The sequence below is a fragment of the Luteimonas sp. A649 genome (genome assembly GCF_054072735.1).
The window spans coordinates 46,089-62,148 of record NZ_JBSVRQ010000002.1 but is presented as its reverse complement, the minus strand read 5'-3'; the positions used below and the strand labels follow the sequence as shown (position 1 = coordinate 62,148).

At 71.4% G+C, this 16,060-nt stretch carries 14 protein-coding genes; 10 read left to right on the top strand and 4 right to left on the bottom strand.

The window, feature by feature from the left end:
• Nucleotides 1-3: 3 nt before the first annotated feature.
• Nucleotides 4-1,944, bottom strand: coding sequence for a choice-of-anchor X domain-containing protein (locus ACW5E8_RS09780; RefSeq protein WP_456965345.1), 1,941 nt, complete (start codon nt 1,942-1,944; stop codon nt 4-6).
• 178 nt (nt 1,945-2,122) lie between these two features.
• Between ACW5E8_RS09780 and ACW5E8_RS09775 the strand changes: the two genes are divergently transcribed.
• The 6 genes from ACW5E8_RS09775 (at nt 2,123) to aceK (ending at nt 8,824) form a co-directional block, all read left to right on the top strand.
• Complete coding sequence (locus ACW5E8_RS09775) at nt 2,123-3,469, top strand: M20 family metallopeptidase (protein WP_456965344.1); 1,347 nt, start codon at nt 2,123-2,125, stop codon at nt 3,467-3,469.
• A 22-nt stretch (nt 3,470-3,491) separates the two neighbouring features.
• On the top strand, nt 3,492-4,307 hold the full coding sequence (gene queF / locus ACW5E8_RS09770; protein ID WP_456965343.1) for an NADPH-dependent 7-cyano-7-deazaguanine reductase QueF: 816 nt from the start codon (nt 3,492-3,494) through the stop codon (nt 4,305-4,307).
• A 71-nt stretch (nt 4,308-4,378) separates the two neighbouring features.
• Nucleotides 4,379-4,741, top strand: a complete 363-nt coding sequence (locus ACW5E8_RS09765) for a LysM peptidoglycan-binding domain-containing protein (RefSeq protein WP_456965342.1) — start codon at nt 4,379-4,381, stop codon at nt 4,739-4,741.
• Nucleotides 4,742-4,772: 31 nt separating this feature from the next.
• Nucleotides 4,773-5,258 carry a hypothetical protein gene (locus tag ACW5E8_RS09760; RefSeq protein ID WP_456965341.1) on the top strand — a complete coding sequence of 162 codons (486 nt, stop codon included), beginning with the start codon at nt 4,773-4,775 and terminating at the stop codon, nt 5,256-5,258.
• A gap of 174 nt (nt 5,259-5,432) precedes the next feature.
• Nucleotides 5,433-6,761, top strand: a complete 1,329-nt coding sequence (gene icd, locus ACW5E8_RS09755) for an isocitrate dehydrogenase (NADP(+)) (RefSeq protein WP_456965340.1) — start codon at nt 5,433-5,435, stop codon at nt 6,759-6,761.
• Between the two features lie 284 nt (nt 6,762-7,045).
• Nucleotides 7,046-8,824, top strand: a complete 1,779-nt coding sequence (aceK, locus tag ACW5E8_RS09750) for a bifunctional isocitrate dehydrogenase kinase/phosphatase (RefSeq protein WP_456965339.1) — start codon at nt 7,046-7,048, stop codon at nt 8,822-8,824.
• On the opposite strand, the gene ACW5E8_RS09745 is transcribed toward aceK, so the two are convergent.
• The gene (locus ACW5E8_RS09745) at nt 8,784-9,053 is read right to left on the bottom strand and encodes a hypothetical protein (protein ID WP_456965338.1); all 270 of its coding nucleotides are present in this window, start codon (nt 9,051-9,053) and stop codon (nt 8,784-8,786) included. The genes aceK and ACW5E8_RS09745 overlap by 41 nt on opposite strands.
• A gap of 99 nt (nt 9,054-9,152) precedes the next feature.
• Here ACW5E8_RS09745 and ACW5E8_RS09740 point away from each other — a divergent pair, with 99 nt between their 5' ends.
• From ACW5E8_RS09740 to ACW5E8_RS09725, 4 genes are all read left to right on the top strand, one after another.
• On the top strand, nt 9,153-10,097 hold the full coding sequence (locus ACW5E8_RS09740; RefSeq protein WP_456965337.1) for a LysR substrate-binding domain-containing protein: 945 nt from the start codon (nt 9,153-9,155) through the stop codon (nt 10,095-10,097).
• A 45-nt stretch (nt 10,098-10,142) separates the two neighbouring features.
• Nucleotides 10,143-11,060 carry a class I SAM-dependent methyltransferase gene (locus ACW5E8_RS09735; protein ID WP_456965336.1) on the top strand — a complete coding sequence of 306 codons (918 nt, stop codon included), beginning with the start codon at nt 10,143-10,145 and terminating at the stop codon, nt 11,058-11,060.
• Entirely contained in the window at nt 11,061-11,618 is a 558-nt protein-coding gene (locus ACW5E8_RS09730; protein ID WP_456965335.1) for a pseudouridine synthase, read from the top strand. It begins immediately after the preceding gene.
• A 125-nt stretch (nt 11,619-11,743) separates the two neighbouring features.
• Complete coding sequence (locus tag ACW5E8_RS09725; RefSeq protein WP_456965334.1) at nt 11,744-12,844, top strand: hybrid sensor histidine kinase/response regulator; 1,101 nt, start codon at nt 11,744-11,746, stop codon at nt 12,842-12,844.
• Between the two features lie 62 nt (nt 12,845-12,906).
• Here the strand turns inward: ACW5E8_RS09725 and ACW5E8_RS09720 are convergent, their stop codons facing one another.
• Together ACW5E8_RS09720 and hrpB are read right to left on the bottom strand one after the other, a co-directional pair.
• A complete protein-coding gene (locus ACW5E8_RS09720) occupies nt 12,907-13,356 on the bottom strand; it encodes a hypothetical protein (protein ID WP_456965333.1) in 450 nt (149 codons plus the stop codon).
• A gap of 111 nt (nt 13,357-13,467) precedes the next feature.
• Nucleotides 13,468-16,023, bottom strand: a complete 2,556-nt coding sequence (hrpB, locus tag ACW5E8_RS09715) for an ATP-dependent helicase HrpB (protein WP_456965728.1) — start codon at nt 16,021-16,023, stop codon at nt 13,468-13,470.
• Nucleotides 16,024-16,060: the final 37 nt, after the last annotated feature.

The window sequence follows — 16,060 nt, the reverse complement described above, 5'->3', positions numbered from 1 at the left end:
TCCTCAGCGCGCCGCGTTGCTGCTCATGGTCGCGTTCCGTCCCGCATCCCGGTACTGCGCCGGATCGCGCATTCCCGTGGTGTGGCACTGGCCGCTGACGTGGCCGCGGTTCGTAGCACCCGGCAGCTGGGCATAGGCGCGCTCGACGGTGCCGTCTTCGGGATCGCCAAGCACCAGGTCGCTGGCCATGTTGCAGTAGTCGTTGGTCCACCAGTTCGTGGTGCGGAAGGCGGTGGTGTAGTAGTTCACCTTCGCGCGCGCCGAGTTCGGGATGCCGGCAAGCCACGCCGAGGCGCCGCTGTAGGTCATGTTGCTGTTGGAGCCGCAGGCCACGCCGAACCAGTTGCCGATGGTTGCGATGATTCCCGACAGGTTGGTGCCCTGGTAGGGCGTGCCGACCGACTGCATCAGCCGCGCACCGCTGGCGTTGTCCAGGCCGCTCCAGTAATAGGCATACAGGTGCAGCGATGCCGCACCGCCCTGGCTGTGGGCCACGGTGCCGAACGAATTCCACTGCGCGCCGAACGTGCGGATGCGCTGCGCGAACTGGTCGTGGCTGCGGTTCTGATGGGCATCAAGGAAGGTCGCGGAGTTGGCGAACTGCGCCTGCGGCCAGACGCCGGCGGAACAGTAGCCGTGCACCAGCACCAGCTTGCGGCCGGTCGCCATCGCGTCGACACCGAACGACGCCGGGCGCGGACCCATGGTCATCGCCTCGTCGATGGCGATGCGGCTGGCACGCGGGATGCCCAGCGGCGGCGCCGACAGCGGCACCCGCCCGGCCGTGGCCAAGGGGATGAAGTGGTCGGGATCCTCGATTCGCAGCGCGCGCAGCTCGAAGGGCGCGCCCACGCCGGCCTGCGCGATCCAGCGCTCGTCGAGCCCCAGCTGCAGGCGTCCGTCCACGACCTCGGCCATGCCGCCGATCCAGGCCACGGGTGCCGCCGCGCGCTTGCCGTCGCGACCCCAGACCTCGGCCAGGACGCGGTAGTGGCGGCCCGGCTCCGCGTCGGCCAGGGGCAGGGCAACCGACAGCCGCCCGGGCGCGGCGCGGACCGCGGTGGCGTCGCCGGCCAGGCGCGGGCCAGGCGCGATCACCGGCAGCGCATGCTCGACCGTGCGCACGAAGGGCGTGCCCATGCGGTCGTGGCCGCGCACCACGACCTGGGCGATCCAGGTCCCGGTGGTGGTGGGTAGGAAGGACCCGGCGAGGCGGCCATCGTTCGCGGCACCGTCGCCGTGGCGGCCGTCGTCGAGCATCGGCTGGGACGTTTCCCGACCGTCGGGCGCGACGATGCGCAGCTGCGCCGACGCCACGCGGCCGGCATCCAGCCCCAGCCGCGGCGCGTTCGCACCGTCGTCGGCGGCCAGCATGGCAATGATGCCCATCGGTTCGCCGACCAGCTGGCGGCGATGCGCCTGGTGCGAGGCCAGCTCGAGCCCGGCGTCGCCCTGCAGCAGCACGTAGCCGCGCGCGGCCTTGCCCGGCCGCGCCTGCAGGTGCAGGGTCCAGTCACCGCGGACCAGGCCGTCCAGGCGGACTACGGTACCGACCTGGCCATCGTGTTCACCCCCGAGGCGGGACGTGCCGGCGCCGCGCGCGAGCGTGGCCGCGGGCAGGTCCACGCCCGCGGGCGAGACCAGGCGCGGCGCCCAATCGGCGCCGCCGGACAGCAGCATCGCGTTGAGCCGGCCCGCATGCAGCGGCAGGCGCACATCGGCACGGCCCGAGGCATCGAACACCACCGGCAGCAGCGCGCTGCGCGACAGGATCGCGGCCTCCGCCGGATCCGGGGCGCGCATCGCCGCGAACTCTTCCGGCGGGCCCGCCAGCTGCTTGGGCAGCAAGGGCGCATCCGCACCGGCCGCCAGGGCCGCACCTGTCGCCAGCATCAACGACACGCCCAGCAGCGTGCATACGACCGTTCCCGTCCGCTTGCGCATTCCGTCTCTCCACGTTGGTGGGCGGATCCCCATCCGCCGGCCCAACCCTTATAGCGGCCGACAGCACCGCGAAACGTGCGCGGGTAGGCGGTCCGACCGTACCTTCCGCCCCGCGTGCGGACGCTGCGCAGGCTCCTGAATCGGTAAGATCGGCCGACCATCCGGGGAGAGTCCTGCCATGCCGCACCGCACGCGCGTCCGCATCCCGACCACCGCCCTGCTGCTCGCACTGGCCTGCGCCACGCCACCGTTGCTGGCCCAGGACGCCCAGCGCAGCGAGGTCGCCGATGCCGCGCAGTCACTGCAGCAGAAAGTCGTGGACTGGCGGCGCGACATCCACCAGAACCCCGAGCTCGGCAACCGCGAAACACGCACCGCGGCGCTGGTGGCCGAACACCTGCGCGCGCTTGGCCTCGAACCCAGGACCGGCATCGCCACCACCGGCGTGACCGCCGTGCTCAAGGGCGGCCAGCCCGGCCCGCGCCTTGCGCTGCGCGCCGACATGGACGCGCTGCCGGTGACCGAGGCTACCGGCCTGCCCTTCGCATCGAAGGCGACATCGACCTACCGCGGCGAGACCGTGGGCGTGATGCATGCCTGCGGCCACGACGCCCATACCAGCATCCTGCTGGGCGTGGCCGAGGCGCTGGTGGCGATGCGCGACGAGCTGCCTGGCGAAGTGCTCTTCGTCTTCCAGCCGGCCGAGGAAGGCCCGCCGGACGGCGAGGTGGGCGGCGCCAGGGAAATGCTCGCGCAGGGCATCTTCACCGACTTCAAGCCCGACGCGGTGTTCGGCCTGCATGTGTTCTCGACCCTGCAGGCCGGACAGCTCGGCGTGCGCAGCGGGCCGACCATGGCCGCGTCCGACCGCTTCAACATCGTGGTCAAGGGCCGGCAGACGCACGGCTCGCGGCCCTGGGGCGGCGTGGACCCGATCGTCGCCGCGGCCGACATCATCGGCACCGCGCAGACCATCGTGAGCCGTCGCCAGGACATCTCGAAGCAGCCCGTGGTGGTCAGCTTCGGCGCGATCAAGGGCGGCATCCGCTACAACATCATCCCCGACCAGGTCGAGCTGGTGGGCACGATCCGCACCTTCGACGACGGCATGCGCGACGCGGTGTTCGCCGACCTGAAGAACGTGGCGGAAAAGGTCGCCGCCGCGCACGGTGCGACGGTCGAGGCGAACGTCCCCGACCAGGACGGCAACCCGGTCACCGCCAACGATCCGGCACTGACCGCGCGCATGCGTCCGAGCCTTGAAAAGGTGGCCGGCCCGGGGAACCTGGTCGACATGCCGCTGAACATGGGTGCGGAGGATTTCTCGTACTACGCGCGCGAGGTGCCGGGGCTGTTCTTCTTCGTCGGCGCGACGCCGGCCGGGCAGGATCCGGCGACGGCGCCGAGCAACCATTCGCCGGAGTTCTTCCTCGACGAGTCCGCACTCGACCTCGGGCTGCGCGCGATGCTGCAGCTGAGCCTGGACTTCCTGCAGGGCGGAGAGGCGCCCGCCAGCGGCGGCTGAGCGCAGGCGCGATAATGCGCCCATGACCACCGAACTCCCCCTCGGCCGCGAGGTCACCTACCCGCGCGCCTATGACCCGTCCCTGCTGTTCCCGATCGCCCGCGACCAGGGTCGCTCGGCGCTCGGGATCGCCGGCGGCCCCCTGCCCTTCGCCGGCCACGACCGCTGGCATGCCTACGAGCTGTCGTGGCTGGATCCGCGCGGCAAGCCGGCGAGCGACGCCGCCACCTTCCTGGTGCCGGCCGATTCGCCGCACCTGATCGAATCGAAGTCGCTCAAGCTCTATCTCAACTCGCTCAACTCCACCCGCTTCACCGGTCGCGACGAGGTCCTGGCCAGGATCACCGCCGACCTGTCCGCGGCCGCCGGCGCCCCGGTGGCGGTCGACTTCGGGCTGCCGCCGGTGGATGCGGACGGCGCCGACGCGCCGGCATCGATCGATGGGCTGGACGTCGACTGCGACGAGTACGACGCGCCGAACCCGGACCTGCTCGCGGCCGATCCCGGTGACATCGCCGGGGAAGTGCTGCATTCGGCGCTGCTGAAATCGAACTGCCCGGTCACCGGCCAGCCCGACTGGGCCAGCGTGCGCATCGCCTACCGCGGTCCGCGCATCGACCGCGCCGCGCTGCTGCGCTACCTGGTGTCGTTCCGCGAACACGCCGGCTTCCACGAACAGTGCGTGGAGCAGATCTTCGTCGACATCTCCTCCCGCTGCCGGCCGACGGAACTCTCGGTCGAGGCGCGCTACACCCGGCGCGGCGGGCTCGACATCAATCCCTGGCGGGCCACGCCGGGACTGCCCCCGCCCCCGGCCGCGCGCGATTCGCGCCAGTAGCCCCGGCGCAATATTTTCTTAACGGGACCGGTGCTTAGCTGTCGCAGCCACGTGCGGCACAGGAGGCCCGAATGAGCAACCCCCAGAATCCCAACGATCCGGACGCCCTGTCGCTGAAAACCGGCAGCACCGCGTCCGGGGACAAGCCCGACTTCAGCAACGTCAAGAGCAGCGTCCGCAGCACCGAGGCCGAGGTGGCCAAGCCCGATTTCAGCAACGTGCAGTCATCGGTCCACTCGACCGAAGAGATCGTGGGCGAGACCGAGTACACCGTGCAGGCGGGCGACACCCTCTCGCACATCGCCAAGGCGCAGTACGGCAAGGCCAGCCAGTGGCGGCGGATCTTCGACGCCAACCGCGACCAGCTGGACGATCCCGACCGGATCAAGCCCGGCCAGGTCCTGAAGGTCCCGGCTGCACCGTCCGAAGACTGACCCGTCCGCATCCACACCACGGAGAGACCCTATGACCCGGAACCCGATTCCCGCCGCGCTCGCCGCGGCCCTGCTGGGCACGCTGGCACTGGCCGGCTGCAAGAAGGACGAACCCGCTCCGCCGCCGCCCCCGGTGGCCGCTCCGGCCCCGGCCCCCGCGCCGGCACCGGCGCCCGCACCGATGGTGAGCGTCACCTCGGTCGACGTCGGCAATGCGATCGACGGCAGCAACCGCCTCACCCCGATGACCACGTTCGCCACCACCGACACCATCTATGCATCGGTGGCCACGGCATCGTCGGATCCCTCGACCCCGCAGGCCGGCCAGCTGACCGCGCGCTGGACCTACGAGGGCGACCAGGTCGTGGACGAGACCAGCCGCGACTTCAGCTTCACCGGCACCGGCACGACCGCCTTCGAGATCAGCAAGCCCGACGGCTGGCCGACCGGCAACTACCGCGTCGAGATCCTCCACAACGGCCAGGTGATGCAGACGCGGGACTTCGAGGTCCGCTGAGCCCCGTCGCCCCGTGAAGGCGCGGTCCTGCGGGGCCGCGCCTTTTCAATGCCCGCACGTCGCGGAGCCCGGCGCCCTTCGCCGGCCGCCGGCTTTGCCCGCGCCGCCGCGAAGCGCGACAATGGTCGTCCGATTTTGCCGCGCGCCCCTGGCCGCGGCCCCCTGGAGGAACAGATGGCAGACTTCACCCCGGCCGTGCCCGCAGGCGGCAGCCCGATCACCAAGACCGCGAAGGGACTCAGCGTCCCCGACCACCCGATCATCCCCTTCATCGAGGGCGACGGCACCGGTCCCGACATCTGGCGCGCCAGCGTGCGCGTGCTCGACGCCGCGGTCGCGAAGGCCTACGGCGGCAAGCGCAAGCTCGAGTGGATGGAAGTGCTGGCCGGCGAGAAGGCCTTCAACCAGACCGGCGAATGGCTGCCCGAATCTTCGGTCGAGGCCTGCCGCGAGTACCTGGTGAGCATCAAGGGCCCGCTGACCACGCCGGTCGGCGGCGGCATCCGCTCGCTCAACGTCGCGCTGCGCCAGATGCTCGATCTCTACGTCTGCCTGCGCCCGGTGCGCTGGTTCGAGGGCGTGCCCTCGCCGGTGAAGAAGCCGGGTGACGTCGACATGGTGATCTTCCGCGAGAACACCGAGGACATCTACGCCGGCATCGAATTCGAGCCGGGCTCGGCGGACGCGACGAAGGTGCTCGACTTCCTGCAGAAGGAATTCCCGAAGGGCTTCGACAAGATCCGCTTCGGCACCGCCGACAAGGCCAATGCCTGGAACGAGCAGCTGTCCGCGGTCGGCCAGCCGGCCACCGATGCCTCGGTCAACGTCGGCATCGGCATCAAGCCGGTCAGCTGGCAGGGCACCCAACGCCTGGTGAAGTCGGCGATCGAGTACGCGATCGCCAACGGCCGCAAGTCGGTGACCCTGGTGCACAAGGGCAACATCATGAAGTTCACCGAGGGCGCGTTCCGCGACTTCGGCTACAAGGTGGCGCGCGAGCAGTTCGGCGCGGTCGAACTCGACGGTGGCCCCTGGCACGTCATTCCCGAGGGCAAGCCGGGCGCGGGCCTCATCATCAAGGACGCGATCGCGGATGCGTTCCTGCAGCAGATCCTGCTGCGCCCGCGCGAATACGACGTCTCGGCCACGCTCAACCTCAACGGTGACTACCTGTCCGACGCGCTGGCCGCGCAGGTCGGCGGCATCGGCATCGCGCCGGGCGCCAACATCAACTACGTCACAGGCCACGCGGTGTTCGAGGCCACGCACGGAACGGCACCGAAGTACGCGGGGCTGGACAAGGTCAATCCGGGTTCGGTGATCCTGTCGGGCGAGATGATGCTGCGCTACATGGGCTGGACCGAGGCGGCCGATGCGATCATCCGTGCGATGGACGGGGCGATCGGCAGCAAGCGCGTCACCTATGATTTCGCGCGCCTGATGGACGGGGCGACCGAGGTGAAGTGCAGCGAGTTCGCGGACGAGATCATCAAGCACCTCTGATCGCTTACCGCTGTTCAACGGCAATGCCTGCGATGCGAGTCGTGGGCATTGTTGTTTTTGGGGCTTGGCGGTTGGAGAGCGACGGGTTGGAGGATGGCGAGACTGGGTCGCGGGCTGGCGACCGCGACGCGGCCGTGGCGCGCAGCGCCATCAACCCGCCCCAGCGGTGGTCGCGGAGGGCACGTGGGGTACGCAGCCGGCATAAAGACCACCACGTGGTCAGCCGGCGGAGTACCCCACGTGCCCTCCGCCGCCACGAGCAAAACTGCGCCACACTCCGCGGCATGCCGACACTCCTGACCGACCCGCTGGTTCAGCGCGCGGCTGCGCTGGTGCTGGATGCGTTCGAGGATTACGACGCGCGCTTTGGCGATCTGACGCGGCGGGCGCGGCGGCGGTTCGTGCGACGGGACTGGCGTGGGGCGCAGGCGGATGCGGTGGCGCGCATCGACCTTCAGGATGGCTTCCTCGGCGAGGCGCTCGGGCGCTTCGAGGCGCTGGTGGGGGAGCGGATGCGGTCGCGGGCGTTCTGGGCCGCGGTGCGGGAGCGCTATGAGGAACTGACGGACGGGCGTGCGGATGCCGCGCTGGCGCGGACGCTGTTCAATTCGATGTCGCGGCGCTTCTTCCTGACCGAGGGCGTCGCGCCGGCGCTCGAGTTCCACGAGCCGGGCGATGGCGGGGCCGGTGACCCCGGCTGTCCGGGCGAGCTGCGGCCGCTGCCGGCGGCTGCGGATGCCTTCGAGCGTTGGCGGCTGGCGCTGCGGGCGCGGGGCTTCCCGCACTTCGACCTGGACGCCGATGCGCACGCCATCGCCGATGCGGTGGCGGAGCGACTGGGCGCGCCAGCCGCGGAACATGGCGACGCACGCGGGCCCGATGTCGCCTTGCTTGAGACCGTGTTCTATCGCGAGCGTCGCGCCTACCTGGTCGGCCGGGTCGATGCACCTGGCGGTCCGCGGCCGCTCGTGGTGGCGCTGGTGAACGAAGCCGAGGGCGTGCGCGCCGACGCGGTCCTGCTGGAGCGCGACCGGGTGTCGATGCTGTTCGGCCATGCGCACAGCTGGTTCCACGCCGACCTCGCGCGCGTGGGTGATGCGGTTGCGTTCATGCATGCGCTGCTGCCGCACAAGCCGGTGTCGGAGCTGTACTCGGTGCTCGGCCGCGGCAAGCAGGGCAAGACCGAACGCTTCCGGGAGATCCAGCGCCACTTCGCGGCGCATGCCGACGAGCAGCTGGTCCGCGCCGACGGCGTGCGCGGGATGGTCATGGCGGTGTTTACCCCGCGTGCGCTGCCGGTGGTGTTCAAGGTCATCCGCGATCGCTTCGCCGAGCCCAAGGACAGCGTGCGCGCCGACATCGAGGGCAAGTACCGGCTGGTGGCGCGCCGCGATCGCATCGGGCGGCTGGTGGAGGCGCAGGAGTTCCGCCGGCTGCGCTTTCCACGCGCGGCGTTCGAGCCGGCGATGCTGTGCGAGCTGCTGGAGGAATGCGCCGAGACCGTGGTGGCCGAAGGCGATGCGGTGCTCGTGCGGCACTGCTACGTCGAACGCAGGCTGCGGCCGCTGGACCTGTACGCACGCGAGCGACCCGAGGCCGGGGCCCTGGGCGCGGTGATCGATTACGGCCAGGCCATCACCGACCTCGCGCGCAGCGGGATCTTCCCCGGCGACCTGCTGCTGAAGAACTTCGGCGTCTCGCGCCACGGTCGCGCGCTCTTCTACGACTTCGACGAGCTGTGCCTGCTCGAGGACGTGCGCTTCCGCGACGTACCCGAGCCGCGCGAGGAGGACGAGACGCGGCCGCTGGAGGACTGGCTCTATGCCCGGCGGGACGATGTCTTCCCGGCGCTGTTCCCCAGCTTCCTCGGCCTGGCGCCTGCGCTTCGCGAGGCGCTGCTCGAAGCGCATCCGGGCATTTTCCGCGCCGACTGGTGGCGCGAAGTGCAGGCGCGGCTGCGCGGGGAAGGGCACCTGGACGTCGCGCCCTATCCCGAAGCCGCGCGGCTGCCCCGCACGGCGCTCAGCGGAACAGCGACAGCGCCGTCGAGCACAGGGTCGTGATGCCGCGGCCGAAGTGCGCGGCCCCCGATCCGCCGTCGCGGCATGCCGGCGGCGCGGGCGGGGATTCCCCGGTGATGGTCGCCGCCGCTTCGAGCGCCTCCGCGGACGGCGATTCGGCGCCAGGAGTGGCCTGGACATCGCCTGCCTCGGGAACGCCGGCCAGCTCACGTGCAAGCCGCGGGTCGGAGATGTAGCCGTTGAGCATGAGGAGGTCGTGGTAGATGCGCATTGCCGGGCTCCATTACTTGAGTGCAATCGAAGGTAGGCGCACCATCGGTCCCTGAAAAGCGAGAGATCTGCAAGCTTTCCTTGAAAGGAATTCAAGTCGATGGCCGTTCGTCCACCGCTTCACGCGCTCCAGGGATTCGTCGCGGCGGCCCGCCACGGCAACCTTTCGAGGGCGGCCGAATCCCTGCATCTGACGGTGAGTGCGCTGAGCCACCAGATGCGTACGCTGGAGGAGCGCCTGGGCTATCCGCTGCTGGTGCGCGAGCCACGTGGCGTGCGCACCACCGTGGAGGGGCAGCGCCTGCTGGAGCGGATCGCACCACAGCTCGACGCCATCGGTGCCGCGCTGCAACCCTTCGCCGCCCGCCGCGACGAGGTCCTGACCATCAGCGCCACGCCCTCGATGGCTTCGGCCTGGCTGGTGCCGCGGTTGGGCGCGTTCCTCGCCGCGCACCCCGCGCTCGAGCTCAACCTGCAGTCGACCGAGCGCCTGGCGGATTTTTCCGCCACCGACGCGCCCGACGTCGCCCTGCGCATCGGCCGTGGCGCCTGGCCAGGGCTGACCGCCGAGCACCTGTTCGACGAATGGCTGGTGCCCGTGGCCAGCCCGGCGCTGGTGGCGCGCATGCGCGAACAGGGGGATCCGCCGCTGGCCCAGTGGCCGCTGCTGGGCGACCCAGACGGTGAATGGAATCGCTGGTTCGAGAGCGTCGGCCGGCCGCCTCCGGCCCAGTTCGTGGCCGTGTTCGACGATTCCGAATCGCACCATCGCGCCGCGCGTGACGGCGTCGGCGTGGCCCTTGGGCGCATGACCCGCGCGCGCCTGCTGCTGGATGCGGGCGAACTGGTGGTGCTTTCGAAACAACGCATCAAGGCCGGCTACGCGCATTACCTCGCCTATCCCGCACGCAGCGAATCGCACCGCGGGTTCCTGGCCTTCCGCGACTGGCTGCGCGTGCAGGCGGCCGAGCACGTCGGCCACGTGGCCCGTGCGGACACGCTGCCGGTGGCGCACGGCGGCGGGAGCGGTGGCGGCGCGGCGTGACCGGTTTGCCGTTAGGCTTGGCGCCTCCAAAGAGGAACCACAGCCATGACCCGACGCCTGCTTCCCACCGCCTTGCTGCCGCTGCTGCTGTGCGCGTGCGCGGCCTCGCCCGCCGCCGGGCCGGCCGCCAGCGCCGATGCGTCCGATGCCGCGGCAGCTGCCGCAGCTGCGGCGGCGTCGGCACAGTCCACGCCGACGCCGCCGGCCGCCATGTCCATGCGCGCTCCCGACCCGCTGCTCGACCAGGCGCTGGGCGGAGCCTGGCGCTCGCCGGAAAACGTGGCCCGCGACGCGCACCGCCATCCGCGTGACACGCTCACCTTCTTCGGCATCGAGACCGGCCAGACCGTGGTCGAGATCACGCCCGGCGGCGGCTGGTATGCCGAAATCCTGGCGCCGTGGCTGCGTACCGGCTATGTCGCCGCGATCCCCGACCCCATGGCCTATCCGGAGGAGCGCCGCGACTACGCCGCGCGCTCGAAGACCGCTCTGGAGACGCTGTTCGCCGCGAAGCCGGCGCAATTCGGCGACGCGCACATCGTCGCCTACGATCCGGCGGCACCCGTCTTCGGCGCGGCCGCCTCGGCCGATGCCGTGCTCACCTTTCGCAACGTCCACAACTGGCGTTCGGCCGGCATTGCCGACGCCATGTTCAAGGGCTTCTTCGACGTGCTCAAGCCCGGCGGCGTGCTGGGCGTGGTCGAGCACCGCGCCGCCGGCGATGTCGCCGACGACGACAAGTCCGGCTACGTCGGCCAGGACCAGGTGATCGCGCTGGCCACGGCCGCCGGCTTCCGTCTGGACGAGAGCAGCGAGATCAACGCCAACCCGCGCGACACCCGCGACCATCCCAACGGCGTGTGGACCCTGCCGCCCACCAACCGCCACGACGCCGAGGACCGCCAGCAGTACCAGGCCATCGGCGAAAGCGACCGGATGACGCTGCGCTTCATCAAGCCCTGAGTGCTGGTCGCGTTCAACAAACCGCACGGCGTGCTCTGCCAATTCACCGACAGGAGCACGCCGCCGCGGCCGACGCTGGCGGGCTTCGGCCTGCCGGCGGGCGTCTATCCAGCGGGCCGGCTCGACCACGACAGCGAAGGCCTGCTGCTGCTCACCGACGACGGCCCCCTGGTCCACCGCATCACCGACCCGCGCCACAAGCTCGCCAAGACCTACCTGGTGCAGGTGGAAGGCGATCCGACGCAGACGCAGCTCGCCGGGCTGCGCGAGGGAGTCGAACTGCGCGATGGACCGACGCGTCCGGCACTGGCGCGCCAGCTCGATGCGCCGCCCGCGCTGTGGCCGCGGGATCCACCGGTCCGCGCGCGCAAGACGGTGCCCGACGCCTGGCTCGAGCTCGTGATCCGCGAAGGTCGGAACCGTCAGGTCAGGCGCATGACCGCGGCCGTCGGGCTGCCGACACTGCGCCTGGTGCGGATCGCCATCGGTGGCGTCGCGCTGGACGCACTCGCGCCCGGACAATGGCGCGAGCTGCCGCACGCGGCGCCGTTTTCCTGAATGGTTCAGGTCTCGCCTGCGCAATCGCCGCGAGCCCCCGCTTCGCCGGTTCAGCAACGCCCCTTATCTGATAACTTGCGCGTTGCCGCGCCACTCCCGTCCCGCGCCGCTCCAGATCGATGCCCATGAAGGCAAACACCAACCGCGGCCGCGTACTCGTCGTCGACGACCAGGCGGCCAACCTGCGCGTGGTCAGCGCGCTGCTCGAGCGCCAGGGCTACGAAGTGGCCATCGCCGAAGACGGCGAGGCCGCGCTCGCCGTGGCCGAGGACCAGGCCCCCGACCTGATGCTGCTCGACATGATGATGCCGGGCATGGACGGCTTCGGGGTGATGGAAGAGATCCGCCTGCGCGCGCTGCTGCCGCGGGTGCCGGTGGTCTTCCTGACCGCCGCGCAGGACCGCGCGCTTCTGCTGCGCGCCTTCGAGGTCGGCGCGGTCGACTACGTGGTCAAGCCCTTCATCCCCGAGGAGTTGCTGGCGCGGGTGAATGCGCATATCGGCCTCAAGCTCGCGCGCGACCGCCTGGAACAGGTGGCCCGCGAACGCCAGGAGCTGGTGAACCTGGTCGCGCATGACCTCAAGAACCCGCTCAGCAGCGTCGTCTTCGCCAGCGACATCCTGGTCTCGGGCACGCTGAAGCCCGAACGCATCCCGCGCTATCTCGAAGTGATCCGCGAGAGCGCCGAGGACGGCCTGGGCTACATCCGCCGCTACCTGGAAACCCAGGCCACTGCCCGCAAGGCGACCGGCGCCGGCGGGGCGAACGTGGCCCTGGCCGCCATCGTGGAGTGGATCGTCGGGCGCTACGGGCTGCAGTTCGAGGACAGCGGCTGCAGCCTGCGCGTGGGCGAGATCGCGCCGGCGGTGGTGGCCATGGACGAACTGGTGCTCCGCCAGGTCACCGGCAATCTCATCAGCAATGCCATCAAATACGCGCCGTGCAGCGACGTCGACATCGACACCGACCGCGGCGCCCCCGGCTACTGGCGGCTGCAGGTCAGCGACCGAGGTCCCGGCGTGCCCAAGGGCCGCCAGCGCGAGCTGTTCACGCCCTTCGCGCGCCTGGCCGACGGCGACCCGACGGGGGGTGGCTCGTCAAGCGGGCTGGGCCTGTCCCTTGCGCGGCAGATCGTGATCAATGCCGGCGGGCAGCTCCTGTACGAGGATCGCGAAGGCGGCGGTGCCTGCTTCGTGATCGAACTGCCGGAAGTTCCGGGCGCCTGAGCCCTGCCGGGCGAATCGCGCCCCATCAGGTCCGCTGACGGAGCGCCTGGCTACCGCCCGGGTCAGCCGGCGTCGCGGCCCGGCCCGACGCCGAGATCGCCGGCATGCGGATCGACATGGCTGCTGTCGAGGGCATCCCGGATCCGCTGCGAGCGGCCTTCGATCGCCGCGCGCTCGGCGGCCTTCCGGCGGTGGCGGGCGACGGCGTAGAGCGCGGCGCCGATACCGACCGCGGCCGCGGTCAGCGCCACCGGATGGCGACGCGCGACCTTGCCGGCCGCGCGTGCGCCGGTGCGCGCCGCACCCAGCGCAACGCCGGCCTGGAGCCACTTGCCGGCGCCATCGGGCACGCCCTGCAGCCACTGGCCCGCGCTGCGAGGTGCATCGTGCAGCCACTTGCCGGCACCGTCGGGCACGGCATGTCGCAGGCCGTCGCCGATGCGCCCGGCGAAATCCATGGCCCTGTCGGGAAGTGCGTCGCGAACGTCGCGGATGATGGTGCGCTTGCGCATGGGGGAATCCTCGATTGCGTGGGCTGGCGCGGATGCGCCGAGGGTGTTGGAAAAACAGATGGACAGTGTCGGCGGACGCGCGTGGTGCCGGCGTGAGCCGCCTGCATCCGTTCAGCCACGGCGCGGTCGCGCCCGATGGGTGGGAACGGCATTCCAGGGATCCTCGGGCCAAGGGTGCTTCGGATAGCGGCCCTTCATCTCGCGCCGCACTTCCGGCCAGGTGCGGTCCCAGAAACTGCGGAGGTCCGAGGTCACCTGCAGCGGCCGCCCTGCCGGCGACAGCAGGTGCAGCAGCAGGGGCACCCGTCCGTCCGCTACGCGCGGGGTATCGGCCAGGCCGAACAGTTCCTGCAGCTTCACCGCCAGCACCGGCGGCCGCGGCTGGCCGTCGTCGCCGATCGCGTAATCGATGGCGCGCGCCTGCCCGGAAGGCACGGTGATCCGCGTCGGCGCCAGCGCATCGACACGCTGCTGCAGGGCCCAGTCGAGGCGCGAGCGCAGTGCGTTGCCGAAGTCTTCCGTGGACAGTGCGTCCAGCCGCGACTTGCCGGCGAATGCGGGCTGCAGCCACTGGTCCAGGCTGGCCAGCAGCGCCTCGTCGCCGAGGTCGGGCAGGGCGAGTTCCGGCATCCACGCGCGCAGGCCGGCGAGCCGCGCCCGCCACTGCCGCAGGCCGTCGCTCCACGGCAGGACGTCGAGGCCGAGCGCACGCACCGCATCGGTCAGGGCCTGTGCGGCCGCGGCGGGGTCGGCACGTCCGGCGGGCCGGCTGTCGAGCACGATGCCGGCGAAGCGGCGCACGCGTTCGGCGACCAGCGCGCGGCGGTCGGCATCCCACCGGGTCTCGTCACGCTCGCTGAAACGCTCGCCGAAGTCCCGGTGCAGCGCGGCCTCGTCCACCGGCGCCGCCCGCAGCAGCAGCGCGTCACCGCGTGCTTCGTGGCGCAGCTCGCTGGCCACCAGCCAGGGCTCGCCGATGAGCTCGCTGTCGTCGAGCAGCCGCGCCATGCGGCCGTTGGCGAGCTGGTAACGGTGCAGGTCGCCGGCGTGGCGGGCGGCGATACGGTCGGGGAACGCGTGCGCGAGCAGGTCGCCGAGCGCATGCGCGGGCACATCGCCCGGTGGCGCCGCATCCACGCGCAGCCGGCGTCGCCACTGGCGCGCGGCGGCATCGATCGCGGCCAGCGCCGACCGGTTGGCATCGGCCGGAACCCGGCGCTGGCGGAACGCGGCGAGCGCCCCCCAGCGCACGGCGACCGCATCGCTGCGCGTGCGCAGCGGATCGCGCGCTTCCAGCAGCGCGGCCAGGTCGCAGGCAAGCGCACGCGACGACGCATCACCGGGCGCCAGCAGCATCGCCGCCAGCCGCGGATGCGTGCCGAGCGCCAGCATGCGCCGGCCCCGCACCGTGATTGTCATCGGGCCGGTTCCCGTCGCGAGCGCGCCGAGCTGCCGCAGCAGATCGCGCCCCGCGGCGAGCGTGCCCGCCGGCGGCGCATCCACGAACCGCAGCGCATCGTTGCCCCAGGCGGCAAGTTCCAGCGCCAGGGCGGCCAGCTCGACCTGGGCGATTTCGGGCCGTCGCTGCGCTTCAAGACGCTGTGACTCGGGCCACAGCCGATAGGCCCAGCCCGACGCGACGCGTCCGGCGCGCCCGGTGCGCTGGTCGGCCGAGGCCTGCGCGATGCTCACCACGTCCAGGCGGCTGAAACCGCTGTTGGGATCGTGCCGCGGCTCGCGCGCCAGCCCGCTGTCGACCACGACCCGCACACCCGGCAGGGTCACGCTCGACTCGGCCACGTTCGTGGCCAGCACCACGCGGCGACGCCCGTCCGCGGCCGGGCGCAGCAGGCGCGCCTGCGCGTCGACGGGCAGGTCACCGTGCAGCTCGAGCACGTCGGCACCGGAGGCCCGCACCGCATCTCCCGCGGCCAATGCCGCGGCCGCGCGCGCGATCTCGCGGCGCCCGGGCAGGAACGCGAGTACATCGCCGGGATGACGCTGCAACGCATGCTCCACCGCGCGCCGCAGCTGGTGCTCCAGCGCCTCCTCGCGCCGTGCCGGGAAGTGCGCGATCTCGACCGGATGGCTGCGCCCCGCGCTGGACAGGCGTGGCGCATCGAGAAACGACGCCAGCCGCTCGCCATCCAGCGTCGCCGACATCACCACGATGCGCAGGTCCTCGCGCAGCCCCGCCTGCACGTCCAACGCCAGCGCCAGGCCGAGATCCGCGGCGAGATGGCGCTCATGGAACTCGTCGAACAGCAACGCGCCCACGCCCTCGAGCATCGGATCGTCCTGCAGCATGCGCGTGAGGATGCCCTCGGTGACTACCTCGATCCGCGTTGCCGCCGACATCCGGTTCTCGAAGCGGATGCGGTAGCCGACGGTCTGCCCGACCTCCTCCCCCAGCGACGACGCCATGAACCCCGCCGCCGCCCGCGCCGCGACCCGGCGCGGCTCCAGCATCACGATGCGCTGGCCCGCCAGCCACGGCGCATCAAGCAACGCCAACGGCACGCGCGTGGTCTTGCCCGCACCCGGCGGCGCCTCGAGCACCAGCCGCGGGTGCTCCGCCAGGCTCGCCCGGATCGCCGGCAGCAGTTCATCGATGGGAAACGAAGCGTCCTTCACCCGCAAAGGATAGGGCCTGCCGCGTTTCGCCATGCGCACCACGTTGTCGCGCAGCGGCCAACTGCGCACA